Origin of the sequence: Limnobacter parvus, assembly GCF_024623725.1 — a bacterium.
Lineage (GTDB): Bacteria > Pseudomonadota > Gammaproteobacteria > Burkholderiales > Burkholderiaceae_B > Limnobacter > Limnobacter parvus.
The window spans coordinates 374,430-386,828 of record NZ_JANKHG010000017.1; the positions used below are offsets into that span (position 1 = coordinate 374,430).

At 51.4% G+C, this 12,399-nt stretch carries 12 protein-coding genes and 1 pseudogene; 7 read left to right on the plus strand and 6 right to left on the minus strand.

Annotated features, from left to right (window positions below; genetic code table 11):
• The first annotated feature begins 53 nt into the window (after nucleotides 1-53).
• Genes NSP04_RS08850 through NSP04_RS08860 form a run of 3 tightly spaced genes read left to right on the plus strand, consistent with a single transcriptional unit; the run spans nucleotide 54 to nucleotide 3,489 of the window.
• Nucleotides 54-1,949, plus strand: coding sequence for a potassium transporter Kup (locus NSP04_RS08850; RefSeq protein ID WP_257511968.1), 1,896 nt, complete (start codon nucleotides 54-56; stop codon nucleotides 1,947-1,949).
• 44 nt (nucleotides 1,950-1,993) lie between these two features.
• Nucleotides 1,994-2,215, plus strand: coding sequence for a DUF3820 family protein (locus NSP04_RS08855; RefSeq protein ID WP_257511969.1), 222 nt, complete (start codon nucleotides 1,994-1,996; stop codon nucleotides 2,213-2,215).
• Nucleotides 2,216-2,226: 11 nt separating this feature from the next.
• The gene (locus tag NSP04_RS08860) at nucleotides 2,227-3,489 is read left to right on the plus strand and encodes a TIGR03862 family flavoprotein (RefSeq protein ID WP_257511970.1); all 1,263 of its coding nucleotides are present in this window, start codon (nucleotides 2,227-2,229) and stop codon (nucleotides 3,487-3,489) included.
• Here the strand turns inward: NSP04_RS08860 and NSP04_RS08865 are convergent.
• A complete protein-coding gene (locus tag NSP04_RS08865) occupies nucleotides 3,486-4,205 on the minus strand; it encodes a class I SAM-dependent methyltransferase (RefSeq protein ID WP_257511971.1) in 720 nt (239 codons plus the stop codon). The two genes, NSP04_RS08860 and NSP04_RS08865, sit on opposite strands and share 4 nt — an antisense overlap.
• 149 nt (nucleotides 4,206-4,354) lie before the next feature.
• Between NSP04_RS08865 and NSP04_RS08870 the strand changes: the two genes are divergently transcribed.
• Together NSP04_RS08870 and NSP04_RS08875 are read left to right on the plus strand one after the other, a co-directional pair.
• On the plus strand, nucleotides 4,355-5,194 hold the full coding sequence (locus tag NSP04_RS08870) for an SDR family NAD(P)-dependent oxidoreductase (RefSeq protein ID WP_257511972.1): 840 nt from the start codon (nucleotides 4,355-4,357) through the stop codon (nucleotides 5,192-5,194).
• A 23-nt stretch (nucleotides 5,195-5,217) separates the two neighbouring features.
• On the plus strand, nucleotides 5,218-6,195 hold the full coding sequence (locus NSP04_RS08875) for an NADPH:quinone oxidoreductase family protein (RefSeq protein ID WP_257511973.1): 978 nt from the start codon (nucleotides 5,218-5,220) through the stop codon (nucleotides 6,193-6,195).
• A gap of 11 nt (nucleotides 6,196-6,206) precedes the next feature.
• On the opposite strand, the gene NSP04_RS08880 is transcribed toward NSP04_RS08875, so the two are convergent.
• Nucleotides 6,207-6,836: an LON peptidase substrate-binding domain-containing protein gene (locus NSP04_RS08880; RefSeq protein WP_257511974.1), complete on the minus strand. Its 630-nt coding sequence runs from the start codon at nucleotides 6,834-6,836 to the stop codon at nucleotides 6,207-6,209.
• 108 nt (nucleotides 6,837-6,944) lie between these two features.
• On the opposite strand from NSP04_RS08880, the pseudogene NSP04_RS08885 reads away from it, so the two are divergent.
• Nucleotides 6,945-7,052, plus strand: a pseudogene (locus tag NSP04_RS08885) (LysR family transcriptional regulator); the annotation flags it as partial.
• 70 nt (nucleotides 7,053-7,122) lie between these two features.
• Nucleotides 7,123-7,938, plus strand: coding sequence for an MBL fold metallo-hydrolase (locus NSP04_RS08890; protein WP_257511975.1), 816 nt, complete (start codon nucleotides 7,123-7,125; stop codon nucleotides 7,936-7,938).
• Between the two features lie 7 nt (nucleotides 7,939-7,945).
• On the opposite strand, the gene NSP04_RS08895 is transcribed toward NSP04_RS08890, so the two are convergent.
• The 4 genes from NSP04_RS08895 to NSP04_RS08910 all read right to left on the minus strand — a co-directional run bounded on the left by NSP04_RS08895 (nucleotide 7,946) and on the right by NSP04_RS08910 (nucleotide 12,332).
• The gene (locus tag NSP04_RS08895) at nucleotides 7,946-8,719 is read right to left on the minus strand and encodes an enoyl-CoA hydratase/isomerase family protein (RefSeq protein WP_257511976.1); all 774 of its coding nucleotides are present in this window, start codon (nucleotides 8,717-8,719) and stop codon (nucleotides 7,946-7,948) included.
• 21 nt (nucleotides 8,720-8,740) lie between these two features.
• Nucleotides 8,741-10,210, minus strand: coding sequence for an LVIVD repeat-containing protein (locus NSP04_RS08900; protein WP_257511977.1), 1,470 nt, complete (start codon nucleotides 10,208-10,210; stop codon nucleotides 8,741-8,743).
• 19 nt (nucleotides 10,211-10,229) lie between these two features.
• Nucleotides 10,230-10,898 (minus strand): DUF305 domain-containing protein, encoded by a 669-nt coding sequence (locus NSP04_RS08905; protein WP_257511978.1) that lies wholly within the window; start codon nucleotides 10,896-10,898, stop codon nucleotides 10,230-10,232.
• 114 nt (nucleotides 10,899-11,012) lie between these two features.
• A complete protein-coding gene (locus NSP04_RS08910) occupies nucleotides 11,013-12,332 on the minus strand; it encodes an MFS transporter (RefSeq protein WP_257511979.1) in 1,320 nt (439 codons plus the stop codon).
• Nucleotides 12,333-12,399 lie beyond the last annotated feature (67 nt).

The window sequence follows — 12,399 nt, forward strand, 5'->3', positions numbered from 1 at the left end:
TCCTGATATGTTGCGGCGCACTATGCAGTCTGTGTTTACTTTACAGACCCGCCATGACCACGAACCAGACTGAAAAAACCGAACAAAGCCGCGCTGGCCTTGCGGCACTGACATTGGGTGCCATTGGCGTTGTGTACGGTGACATTGGCACCAGCCCGCTGTATACCGTTAAGGAAGTGTTTGGCGAAAATTCAGGCGTGCCTCTGAATCCGGAAAACCTGACTGGTGCAATTTCCGTCATTTTCTGGGCATTGATGCTGGTGGTCACACTCAAATACGTGATCCTGATTTTGAAAGCGGACAACAACGGTGAAGGAGGTGGATTGGCACTGACTGCGCTGGCCTCAGAAGCAGTCAGGAAAAAGCCCATGCTGAAAACCGTGTTGTTGCTGATTGGCGTGTTTGGCGCAACGCTTTTTTACGGCGACAGCGTGATTACACCGGCCATTTCAGTGTTGGGAGCGATGGAAGGATTAACGTTGATCACCCCCACGTTGACGCCCTATATTATTCCACTGAGCATCATGATATTGATTGGCTTGTTTGCAGTTCAGCGGCACGGCACGGCGGTGGTGGGTAAATTTTTCGGCCCGATTATTGTGTTGTGGTTTGTTACCTTGGGTATGGTGGGTGTGGTCAACATAGTGAACGCACCGCAAATTCTGGCTGCACTGAACCCTGTTCATGGTGTTCAGTTTGTGCTTGAACGCGGTTGGGCCTTGTTTGCAGCCATGGGTGCAATTGTGCTTGCATTGACTGGTGCAGAAGCCCTGTATGCCGACATGGGGCACTTCGGTAAAAAGCCGATTCGCTTTGCATGGACGTTTCTTGTGTTTCCATGTTTGGCCTTGAATTATTTGGGGCAGGGCGCGTTGTTGATTGCAGATCCGTCTGCCATTGAAAATCCGTTTTATCGCTCTTTCCCCGAAACCTGGGTTATTCCTGCTTTGTGCCTGGCCACCATGGCCGCCATTATTGCCTCACAAGCTGTTATTTCCGGTGCATATTCCATGAGCAAACAGGCCATACAACTAGGTTTTCTGCCGCGCATGAAAATTCACTACACGTCGGCGAAAGAATCCGGGCAAATTTACATGCCCGCCGTGAACTGGTTGCTTTTGGCAGGTGTACTGCTGGCCGTGTTGTTGTTTCAAAACTCTTCTAACCTGGCAGGTGCGTATGGCATTGCAGTGACTTTGACCATGCTGATCACCACAGTGCTGACTTACTTTGTAATTCGCCACAGTTGGGGCCTGCCAGCCTGGCTTTCTGTCGGTGCCACCATCTTCTTCATTTTGATTGATGTGTTGCTGGTGGTTAGTTGTGCACTAAAATTGCTTGACGGTGGGTGGTTTCCAATTGTGCTGGGCCTGGGCTTGTTTGTGGTCATGTCGACCTGGTGGAGCGGTCGCAAGTTGCTGATACAAAGCATTCAAAAAGACGGTATTAATTTATGTGACTTTCTGCCCACCTTAAATTCTGAACAAATTAACCGGGCTGAACGCACGGCGGTGTACCCCGTTGCAGATCCTGAAAAGGTGCCCATGGCTTTGCTGCACAACTTGAAGCACAACCAGGTGCTACACGCTAGAAATATTATTTTGACGGTGGTGTTTCACAGCGTGCCTTGGGTAGGCACCAAAGACCGCGTGAAGGTGAAGGCACTTGGACAAAACTTCTGGCAAGTAACTGTTCACTACGGCTTCATGAACACACCTAACATTCCAGACGCGCTTGAGTTAACTCAGGAAACGGGTTTACCCATTTCGCTGTTCGAGACCACATACTTTTTAAGTCGCGAAACTGTGGTGCCCACCGCAGGTTCGGGCATGGCCAAGTGGCGAGAACAACTGTTTTCAGCGATGAGCCGAAATGCAGGGGGTGTAGTCGACTTCTTTAGATTGCCGCTGAACGCGGTGGTTGAATTGGGTACCCGGGTGCAAATCTAAACACCAGTCAGCTTGTGCGAACTGCGTGTTCTATAATTGTGAGCATGAACGCTGAAGATCTTCAAAAGCTGGTCACCATGAAAATGCCTTTTGGTAAACACCAAGGCAAGTTGCTGGCCGATTTGCCCGGCAATTACCTGAACTGGTTTGCCCGCGAAGGTTTTCCGAAAGGCGAAATAGGCCGTTTGCTGGCCTTGATGCAGGAAATTGATCACAACGGTTTAAGCCATCTGCTTAAGCCCCTTCGCAACACCGATTCCAATTAAACAAGCTTTGTATGTCTGAACTATCGCATGTAACTGTGGCCATTGTTGGCGGTGGCCCCGCTGGCTTGATGGCGGCTGAGGTACTTGCGGATGCGGGTGTTCAGGTGGATCTGTTCGATTCCATGCCTTCATTCGGGCGCAAGTTTTTATTGGCTGGCATTGGCGGTTTGAACATTACCCACAGTGAAGAGTATGCGCAGTTTTGTAAACGCTATGCAGACAAGCAAAAGCCGCTGCAACCCACACTTAACTTAATGACTCCTGAAAAGCTTTGTGAGTGGGTGCATGGCTTGGGCGTTGAAACTTTTGTAGGCACGTCGGGCCGGGTGTTTCCGAAAGAAATGAAGGCGGCACCTTTGTTACGAGCATGGTTACATCGTTTGCGCAGCCTTGGCGTGCGCATGCATGTGCGCCATGTTTGGCAAGGTTGGGGGGAAAAGGGGCAGTTGATGTTTTCAACACCCGGCGGTGTTCGCGAGTTCTCGCCACTAGCCACCGTGTTGGCTCTGGGCGGCGCAAGCTGGCCCAAACTGGGTTCGAACGGGGCTTGGGTGCCTTTGCTTCGCGGCATGGGTGTGCAAGTCGCTGAACTGGAAAGTGCCAATTGCGGGTTTGAAGTGAAGTGGAGTGATTACCTGCGCGAAAAATTTTCTGGCGCACCTTTGAAGTCGGTGGCCTTGAAGTTCACTGACTTGCACGGCAATGAAAGTGAGCGCCAAGGTGAAATGGTGATTGGCCAGCACGGTGTAGAGGGAAGCCTGATCTATGCCTATTCACGAGAAATTCGCCAGCGTTTGAATGCGCAAGGCAGCGCAACTTTTACGCTGGATTTATTACCGGGGCGACCTGTTGAACGGGTGCGCACTGAAGTAGCAGGCCTTGCACGCAGCAGCCAATCCATGTCGAGTTACTTCAAAAGCAAGCTGGGACTTGCAGGTGTGAAACTGGCCTTGCTGCATGAAGTTCTGTGCAAAGAAGACTTTAAAAATACCGACAAACTGGTTTCAACGATCAAAGCGTTACCAATCACCGTGCATTCCGTTCGGCCCATTGCTGAAGCCATTAGCACTGCGGGTGGTGTGTGCTTTGAAAGTTTGAACAGCAACTACATGTTGCAGAACAAACCCGGCACCTTTGTGGCTGGTGAAATGCTGGACTGGGAAGCACCCACCGGCGGTTATCTGCTCACCGCCTGCTTTGCAACTGGCTTGGCTGCCGGGCAGGGCGCGTTGAATTGGCTGAATGACCCATCAAACCGCAAACAAATTCCTTAAGGGTTGATGAAGGTAATCATGTTTTGCCAGCTCAGGCTTTCTGCTTTCTCGTATTTCAAACCCAAATCTTCAGCCTCTTTTTGAACCTGCGCCACGCTCATGGTGTGCAGCGGTTTGATGGGTACATCGGGGTCAAACGCGCGGTATTCCACAAACACAACACGTCCGCCTTTTTTCACGGCTTTCATCAGTGATTGAAGTGTTTCGCGCGGGTATTCCAGCTCATGGTACACATCCACCATAATGGCCACGTCCAGGATTCGGTCTGGCAGGTTCAGCGATTTACTTTCTGACTGTCGAACTTCCATTCGACCCTTGGGCAAGGTTTCGGCTTTTTTTTGCAGCATCTTGATCATCTGCGGTTGAATATCAACCGCCCACACCACACCGTTGGGTGCAATCGGTGTGGCCATCATCTGGCTGATGTGCCCGGTTCCTGCGCCAATGTCACCCACTACCATGCCTGGTTTCAAATTCAGTTTTTGAATCAGCAAATCGGTGCGTTCTTCTTCGATGCGTTGCGGGCGTTCAAGCCACGGTGCGCCTTGCCAACCCATCACTTTTGAAATGGGGCGATCGCAGTATGATTTACCAATGCCATCGGGGTGGGGGTTTGAAATTGTTTTGTATTGGCATGCGGCCCATGCGCTGGAACCAAGAATCAAGGGTGCCAGTATCAGTGACACTTCAAATAATTTCTTCACTGAGTTGTTCATGTGTACTTCCTACAGATCAAAGCCTAATTTGATTATCGTTCAATTCATTGTGTTTCATAAGTTTTCTTTTTTTCGTACCGAGTTGTTCTGATAATCTCAAATGGCTCGAAAGAAGCCATAAAAATACAAACACACGGAGACAACAATCAATGAACAACTTCAAGGGCAAAACCGCTGTGATCACAGGGGCTGCCAGCGGTATTGGGTTGGCCTTTGCCAAGCATGCTGCTGCACAAGGTATGAATGTGGTGTTAGCAGATATTGACGAAACGGCACTTGCGCAGGCAGTAAGGCAACTTGGCTTGCCTGCCGAGCGAATTCTGGCTATTCGCACCGACGTGCGCCATGCAGCGGAAATCAAGGCGCTGGCCGATGCAGCGTACAAGCAGTTCGATGCAGTCCATTTGTTGTTCAACAATGCAGGCGTTGCCCTGGCGCGCACCACCTGGGAACACACCGTGGCAGATTGGGAATGGATACTGCAAGTGAACCTGTGGAGCGTGGTGCACGGTATTTCTGAATTCTTGCCACGCATGCAGGCCCAAGGCGGCCCAGCGCATATTGTGAATACGGCTTCTGTCGCTGGCCTGGTTTCCAACCCGGGTATGGCCGCATACAACGTCAGCAAACATGGCGTGGTTACACTCAGCGAAACCTTAAGCCTTGAATTGCAAATGACCCAATCGCCCATCGGCATTTCCCTGCTGTGCCCGGCCTGGGTACCTACAGGCATTGGCAATTCCGAGCGCAACCGGCCCAGTGATGTGGCGCAAACCAATCCAATTGAAGGTTTGACAGCGCAATTGAACAAACGAATTGGCAAGGCCATTGCAAGCGGGCAATTGACTGCTGAAGACATGGCGGCAGAAACTTTCACGGCCATTGCTGAAAAGCGTTTTTATGTGATTCCGCACAGCTACATGGTTCCGGTGATTGAAACCCGGATGAAGGAAATTTTGACTCAGCAAAACCCAACGCTGCCCAAATAAAATACAAAAACGGAGACAAAACAATGAAAGCATTGATGTGCAATAGCCTGGGTTTACCCAGCACCTTGGTATTTCAGGAAACGGCTGACCCGCAACCGGGTCCTGGCCAGGTAGTGGTTGACATGAAAGCGGCGGGCGTGAATTTTCCCGATGCGCTGATTATTCAAGGCAAATACCAGTTCAAACCCACTTTGCCGTTTGCGCCGGGTGCTGAGCTGGCTGGTGTGGTGGCCGTACTGGGCGAGGGTGTGAAAAATGTAAAAGTGGGCGACCGCGTAATTGCAATGTGCACACACGGTGCGTTCGCAGAAAAAGTCTTGGTGCAAGCCAAGCAGGTTATTCCCATGCCGCCGACTATGAGTTTTCAAACGGCTGCTGCTTTTACCTTGACATACGGCACCTCATATCACGCACTGAAAGGCCGTGCGCAGTTGAAAGAAGGTGAAACCCTTTTGGTATTGGGTGCGGCAGGTGGTGTTGGTTTGGCAGCGATTCAAATTGCAAAGGCGCTTGGGGCCAAGGTAATTGCTGCAGCATCCAGCACCGAGAAGCTGGATGTTTGTAAGGAAAACGGCGCCGATGAATTGATCAATTACATCAGCGAAGATTTGCGCGTGCGTGTAAAAGAACTTACGGCGGGCAAGGGTCCTGATGTGATCTTCGACCCCGTGGGCGGCAAGTTCGCTGAACCCGCATTCCGCAGCATAGGCTGGGGCGGTCGATATTTGGCGGTGGGTTTTGCTGATGGTGAAATACCCAATATTCCGCTGAACCTGCCACTGCTGAAAGGTGCTTCAATTGTGGGTGTGTTCTGGGGTGAATTTGTGAATCGCCAGTTGTTTGATTTTATCAAAGACCTTGGCGAAATGTTCATGCTGATTGACCAGGGCAAACTCAAGCCACTGGTGTCCAAAGTTTATCCGCTCTCGCAGGGCGCGCAGGCCTTGCAAGATTTGCTCAACAGAAAAGTGGTGGGCAAAGTGGTGATTTCCGCAGGGTAAAGTCGGTGAGTTTATTGCGGTTTGACCAAGCCTTGTTCTTGCAAAATGTCATCGATCAACTCCAGACGAAGCAGTGGGTTGTCGAGCGCGAGCAATTGCAGCTTGGTGGGCTTGTCCAGTGGTAATAATTCACACCAGCGGTTGGCCACCCAGCCGCAATCCATCAGTTTGAATGGTTTGCGAAAGGGCAGTTGTTCCTCAGAAATGCCTTGTTCATCGATGGTGTTGATTAACTTCGCCAAGGCATTGGCGCTGCCTTGCAAATAATTCGGAATTTCCACCACAGAGTCGGCTGGCATGGGTTGAATTTCAGCCATCCACAAGCCGTTTTTCTCTTGCCTGGCCGTGTCCATCTTGAAGCGTTGTGTACCGATTGTTGATACTTCAATCAAAGTGGGTGTTACAAACTCATGGTGTTCAATTTTTATCAAAGTACCAATTTTTGCCAGTTGAATTTGTTCATCCGGGCGGCGTACTTCGTTGCCGTCAATCAGGCTGACTACACCGAATGATGTGTTGTCGCGCAGGCATTTTTTCATCATGTCGAGATAACGAACCTCGAAAATCTGAAGGTTTAATACACCCTGTGGATACAGCACCGTAGCGAGAGGGAAGAGGGGGGTGGCCGCTTGAGACATCATCGAATTCCTCGGGTAAAACTTCTACAACACGCCAAGCATATCAACCCAGAGCCTGCATTGCCATCTCTGCGCTCAATGCAAGCAAGGTAATTCCCGTGAGCAGAAGACCTGCCACCCTTGAAGCCCGTCGAAGTGGTGTTGTCGCGAAGTTTGAAATCGAAACGCCCACCCTGTGATTATTTTGCTGAGTTGCTGGTTCAGGATCTCAGCAATTGAAGAAGCATGGTGCATTGTTGATGCGTTGCGATTTAAACTGAACTTACCCCATCTATTCGGAACCTGACCTATGAAAATTCACCACCTGAATTGCGGCACCATGTGCCCGGTTTGCAAACGCTTGATCAATGGCAGTGGTGGTTTTTTTGAAAGAGCTGAAATGGTGTGCCATTGCCTGATGGTTGAAAGCGAACAGGGTCTGATTCTGGTAGATACAGGTTTGGGTACGGGTGATGTATTAGAGCCAAAAAGGCGCTTGGGTGCTGGCTTTGTGGCCATGTTGGCTCCCCAATTGCGCATGGAAGAAACAGCGATTGAGCAAATCAGGGCACTGGGTTTGAAGCCTGGTGATGTAAAGCACATTGTGCCCACTCACCTTGATCTGGATCATGCTGGGGGCTTGAGTGATTTTCCCGAGGCACATGTGCATGTGTTCGAGCCTGAGCACCGTCATGCAATCAAGCCAAGCCTGCGCGATTCATTGCGATTCAGAAAAGCGCAGTTCGAACACAAACCCAAATGGAATATTCACGACAAACCCACGGAAACCTGGTTTGGCTTTCAGGCAATTCGACCCATTGCTGGTGTTGAATTGCTGATGGTGCCTTTGATTGGGCACACACGTGGGCATGTGGGCGTGGCGGTGAAGAACGGCAACAAGTGGCTTTTGCATTGTGGAGACGCATACTTTCACCGAAGTGAGGTGGCGTTGAAGCACGAGGACCCCATGCCGGCGGGTGTGGCTTTCTTTGAGAAGCTTGTGCAAACATTGCCTGCCGAGCGTGTCGCCACACAGGCGCGTTTGCGTGAATTGGTGAAAAGCAGTGGCGATGAAGTCGAGCTGTTTTGCGCGCACGACCCCGTAGAGTTCGCGCGCTACAGTTGAATCAGGGTCAGCTTTTTGCCTTTCTTGCTGCTGCCAATTGCGCTTGCAGCGCGTCAATGCGCTGGTGGTTGTCTTCTGAACCAATGTAACTTCTGAACAGCCATTCCTGCGTGCGCATGGACATGTCCAGATCTTGATTCAGCACCACGTTGGAAAGGCGTTTGGTTTCAGCCAAACATGCACGGTCGTATTGCGCCATGTCGCGCGCAATTTGTGCAACCGAGCTTAGCAATTCACCTTCAGGAAACACCTTGCTGACATAGCCCATGCGTTCGGCTTCTGCTGCATCATAAATTCGGCCCGTCAGCGCCACTTCTTTTGCGCGGCCCATACCGATGATTCGCCACAGCGGGTCCATGATCGGGGTCAACGACAACACGATTTCACGCTGGCCGAATTTGGCGCGGGTGGATGCGTACCGAATGTCGCACATCATGGTTAGGTCAAATCCACCTGCAATTGCGGCGCCGCCCACTGCACAAATTACTGGCTGTTCGCAAAACAGAATGGCGCGGTAGGCCCGGTGAAACAATGCGGTGTAGGCTTCGTTGCTTACTTTTTCAAGTTTTCGAATTTCATTTAAATCAAAGCCTGCTGAAAAGTAGCGTTCGCCACCTGTGAACACAATCACATTCACGTCTTGCCGCGCACCAAGCGCGTTGAACATGTGTGTCACTTCTTCCAGTACATCGGGTGCCAGCGCATTGCCTTTGTCGGGGCGGTTAATGGTGACAGTGGCCACGCGATCAGCTAATTCCAGCGTCAAATATTCAAAATTCATTTGTCTTGTTTCCAGTTGTTGTTATTTCCAAGCGTCGTTGGTTACTTTAACTACATAAAAGCCCTGGAAGCCATCGGTGTACCAGATTTCCTTTCGTTCAGGCACGAATGCAGGGCTGGACATGGCCCAGTTGCTGGCTGGCGCAGGTAAGGTAATGATTCGTGGTTTTACGGGTGCGTTGAAATAAGCCACTTCTACCGGATTGGCTGGGTCGCGAATATCAAAAATTCGCAAGCCCGACAAAATCATGCTGCACGCTACAATGGTGGGGTTCACGCGAGTTGGTATGTTGCAATAGTGCCCCGCATAACCGCCGATTGGATTTTGTGCGCCGGGATCGTTCGCAATTTCTTCGCGGTTTTCCATGTTGTGCACATCAAGGCGCAAATTGGAAATGACCTTGGGTTTGGTTTCATCAGAAATGTCGATGATCCGGGCGGCGCCCACCAGATCACCGTGAATGCCAACCGGCAGTGGCAAGTTGCCACCCGCGGAGAATTCGTCAATTTCCATCACATACTGCTTTCCATTGCTGGTGAAGGGAATGGCGTTTTGTGGAATGGTCACTGTGTCCCAGGTCAGGCGCGAAATCTCGCGCACTTGCGGGTTCGCTTGGCGCGCCTGAATTTCTGAAATGTCCAGAATCACCAGACCAGCCGGGTCGCCAATGCTGGCCACATAAGCACGGTTTCCGTCGGGGCTGATTGACAATCCATGGGATGAATATTGACCCGCCCAAAGCGGGCGGGGCAGGCTGGGGTTGGATATGTCCAAGGCCACCAGGGTCGATGTGGACGGAGAGCCAGAGAAGAATGTTTTTCCATCTGGAGAAATGCCGCTTTCATGGCCAAACAGGCCCAAGGGTGTGGATGATTTCAACACGGGTTTGCGGCAATCCTCAGATACATCGTAAATATCGACGATACCGGGGCCGAAAGCCGGGTTGCCCAATACGGCGGCCAGCACGCCACCTTCCTGGCTAACCACCAGCGATTCATGTGGTGACAACATGGCCGGTGTAATCAGCCGCGCAGTGCGAACCGGATTGGTGGGGTCGCTCATGTCAAACACATTCACACCCAGTTCAAGGTCCAGAATATTTGTTGGAAACAGCAAGGTGCTGTCTGCAAATGCACAATCGCGGCCCGCTTTGTCGCGGTAGCGTTCAACCTTAAACCCACCCACTGTACCAATCACGCGTTCAGGCGCGAATGAACCCACCATTTGTGTGTTGCAAGCAAATCCAGCGGCAGCCAGACCCGCATCGTGGTCGGCTTGCGATACACGGCCCTGCATGCCTGTCTCAGGGCGTGAACCTGGGCCACACCGACCTTGAGGCGTGGCTGTAATGTTTAGTCCATCCACCACCTGGCTCGGGTTGGTCCGCCCGCCAGCAGCAGTATTGCTGGAACCAGAACCCCCAAAACAGCCTGCAATCAGCGTGGGTAGTAGCAATATTGCCAGGCGCAATTGTGGAATATTGTTCAACATGATGTGGAATGTCTCCGGTTCAGGATTTGTCGATTTGTTGTAGTTTCATTTGCATCCAGCCAATTTCCATGCCCTGTTCGCGCACCATGCTGGCCGCCATGGCTTTCACTAGGCTGGATTCTCCATTGCGGTTTGCAAACCACGCCATAGGAATTGCCGCGCGGTGGTGGGCCAACATCAGTTTGATGAACAGAATTTCTTTGTCGGTGCCAGTTGCCAAGTTGAGCTGAGCAAGTTCTTCCGGCGTGGCCACGCCTGCCATCGCGCCACCGTCAGCCTTGCATTGGGCTTGGTACAACTGGTCGTCCAGGTGGCGAACATTCTTGGCGTTTTCAACCCATGCCATAGGTGCGCCATCTACCATGACGGGTTCTTTCCACGCGGTCAGCCAACCTTCCATTACACCCATTTCGCGGGTTTGTTTCAGGATGATAGATTGTGCAAGTGCTTGAATTTCGGGTGATGCGGCATTGCGCATCATCATGGACATTTGAATGGCCTGGGCGTGGTGCAGCATCATGCTGCGAGCGAAGCCGGCGTCGATTTGGCTTACCTGTTTTTCTTGAGCGACTGGCTTTGGGTTTTGGAAGGCAAAAAAACCAGACGCGAGCGCCACAATGGCCACGATGGTGATGGCCAAAGCACGCTTACCGGGGTAGGGTGATTTTGGGGCTTGCGGGTGTTGCATGTCTCGTGAAGTTATTGATGTATATGCATCTTCTACTTCCACGAGCAGCCGTTGGATTCAGGAACGCGCTGGTTAAGCGCTTCCTGAATCGAGATACCACTGAATTGCGAAGAATCAGTCCTTTAATTCAAGCGCACGGTTCAAACTAAGCGCAGCCAATGAGCCCACAGCGCCAGAAAGCAGGTACAAGCTAACGTATTCCAAACCGAAATGCGCAGCCAAACCCAAGGCCACCAGGGGAGCAAAGCCTGCACCCACCAGCCATGCCAAATCCGAGGTAAGCGCTGCACCCATGTAACGGTACTTGGCCTTGAAATTGGCGGTTACCGCGCCTGCTGCTTGACCATAGGACAAGCCCAGCAACACAAAACCAATCAGAATGAACGCAGTCTGGCCGTTGTCGCCACCGTCCATCATGGATGGCACGAAAAAGCTGAATAGCGCAATCAGAATCGCAAAAAAGCCCAATGTGTTGCGGCGGCCCAGTTTGTCAGCAATCAAGCCGCTGATCACGACTGAACCGGCGGCCAGCACCGCCCCCGCGATTTGAATCACCAAAAACTCGGGAATGGATCGGTCGGAATTTAACGCAATCCAGGACAAGGGGAACACTGTGACCACATGGAACAGCGCATAGCTGGCCAAGGCAGCCAAAGCGCCCACCAAAATATTGTGACCTTGGGAACCAACAATTTCAGTGACCTTTACCGGTTGAAGTTCACGTTCCTCCAGCAAGCGCGCATATTCGCTGGTGGCTACCAAGCGCAGGCGGGCGAACAAAGCCACTACGTTAATCGCAAAGGCCACATAGAAAGGATAGCGCCAACCCCAGTCGAGAAAGTCAGCAGGAGAAAGAGCGGCCAGCAGGTAAGCGAACAAGCCGGCGGCAATGATGAAACCCAATGGTGCGCCCAACTGACCAAGCATGGCGTACCAGCCGCGTTTCTTTTCAGGGGCGTTTAATGCCAACAGCGATGGCAGTCCATCCCAGGATCCGCCAAAGGCCAAACCCTGTCCAATTCGTAACACAGCAAGCAACACAATCGATGCGGCACCCAGCGACGCATAGGTTGGCAAGAAAGCAATGCCCGCTGTTGAAATGCCCAGCATGAACAAAGCCACAGTTAACTTGGTTTCACGTCCGAATTTCTGCTGCACCATCATCAATGCAACCGTACCAACGGGGCGAGCGATGAATGCAAACGAGAAAATAATGAATGAGTACAGGGTTGCAGTCAGAGGGTCTTCAAAAGGAAAAAACACTTTTGGAAATACAAGTACCGATGCGATGGCGTACACGAAAAAATCGAAATATTCCGAAGCACGCCCAATAACCACCCCAATGGCGATTTCGCCGGGTGTGACGTTGCTGTTGCTGCCATGATGGCCCGGTGTAACGCCTTGTTCCGCGTGAATTGTGCTTGTGCCGGACATTTGTAGTTCTCCTCGAATCTTTTGCTTGCGACAATATTATTTTTATTTTCAATGGCTTGAAAGTTAA

Coding starts and splice junctions, on each gene's coding strand:
- NSP04_RS08850 (WP_257511968.1), top strand. CDS start 54: ATGACCACGAACCAGACTGAAAAAACCGAACAAAGCCGCGCTGGCCTT.
- NSP04_RS08855 (WP_257511969.1), top strand. CDS start 1,994: ATGAACGCTGAAGATCTTCAAAAGCTGGTCACCATGAAAATGCCTTTT.
- NSP04_RS08860 (WP_257511970.1), top strand. CDS start 2,227: ATGTCTGAACTATCGCATGTAACTGTGGCCATTGTTGGCGGTGGCCCC.
- NSP04_RS08865 (WP_257511971.1), bottom strand. CDS start 4,205: ATGAACAACTCAGTGAAGAAATTATTTGAAGTGTCACTGATACTGGCA.
- NSP04_RS08870 (WP_257511972.1), top strand. CDS start 4,355: ATGAACAACTTCAAGGGCAAAACCGCTGTGATCACAGGGGCTGCCAGC.
- NSP04_RS08875 (WP_257511973.1), top strand. CDS start 5,218: ATGAAAGCATTGATGTGCAATAGCCTGGGTTTACCCAGCACCTTGGTA.
- NSP04_RS08880 (WP_257511974.1), bottom strand. CDS start 6,836: ATGATGTCTCAAGCGGCCACCCCCCTCTTCCCTCTCGCTACGGTGCTG.
- NSP04_RS08890 (WP_257511975.1), top strand. CDS start 7,123: ATGAAAATTCACCACCTGAATTGCGGCACCATGTGCCCGGTTTGCAAA.
- NSP04_RS08895 (WP_257511976.1), bottom strand. CDS start 8,719: ATGAATTTTGAATATTTGACGCTGGAATTAGCTGATCGCGTGGCCACT.
- NSP04_RS08900 (WP_257511977.1), bottom strand. CDS start 10,210: ATGTTGAACAATATTCCACAATTGCGCCTGGCAATATTGCTACTACCC.
- NSP04_RS08905 (WP_257511978.1), bottom strand. CDS start 10,898: ATGCAACACCCGCAAGCCCCAAAATCACCCTACCCCGGTAAGCGTGCT.
- NSP04_RS08910 (WP_257511979.1), bottom strand. CDS start 12,332: ATGTCCGGCACAAGCACAATTCACGCGGAACAAGGCGTTACACCGGGC.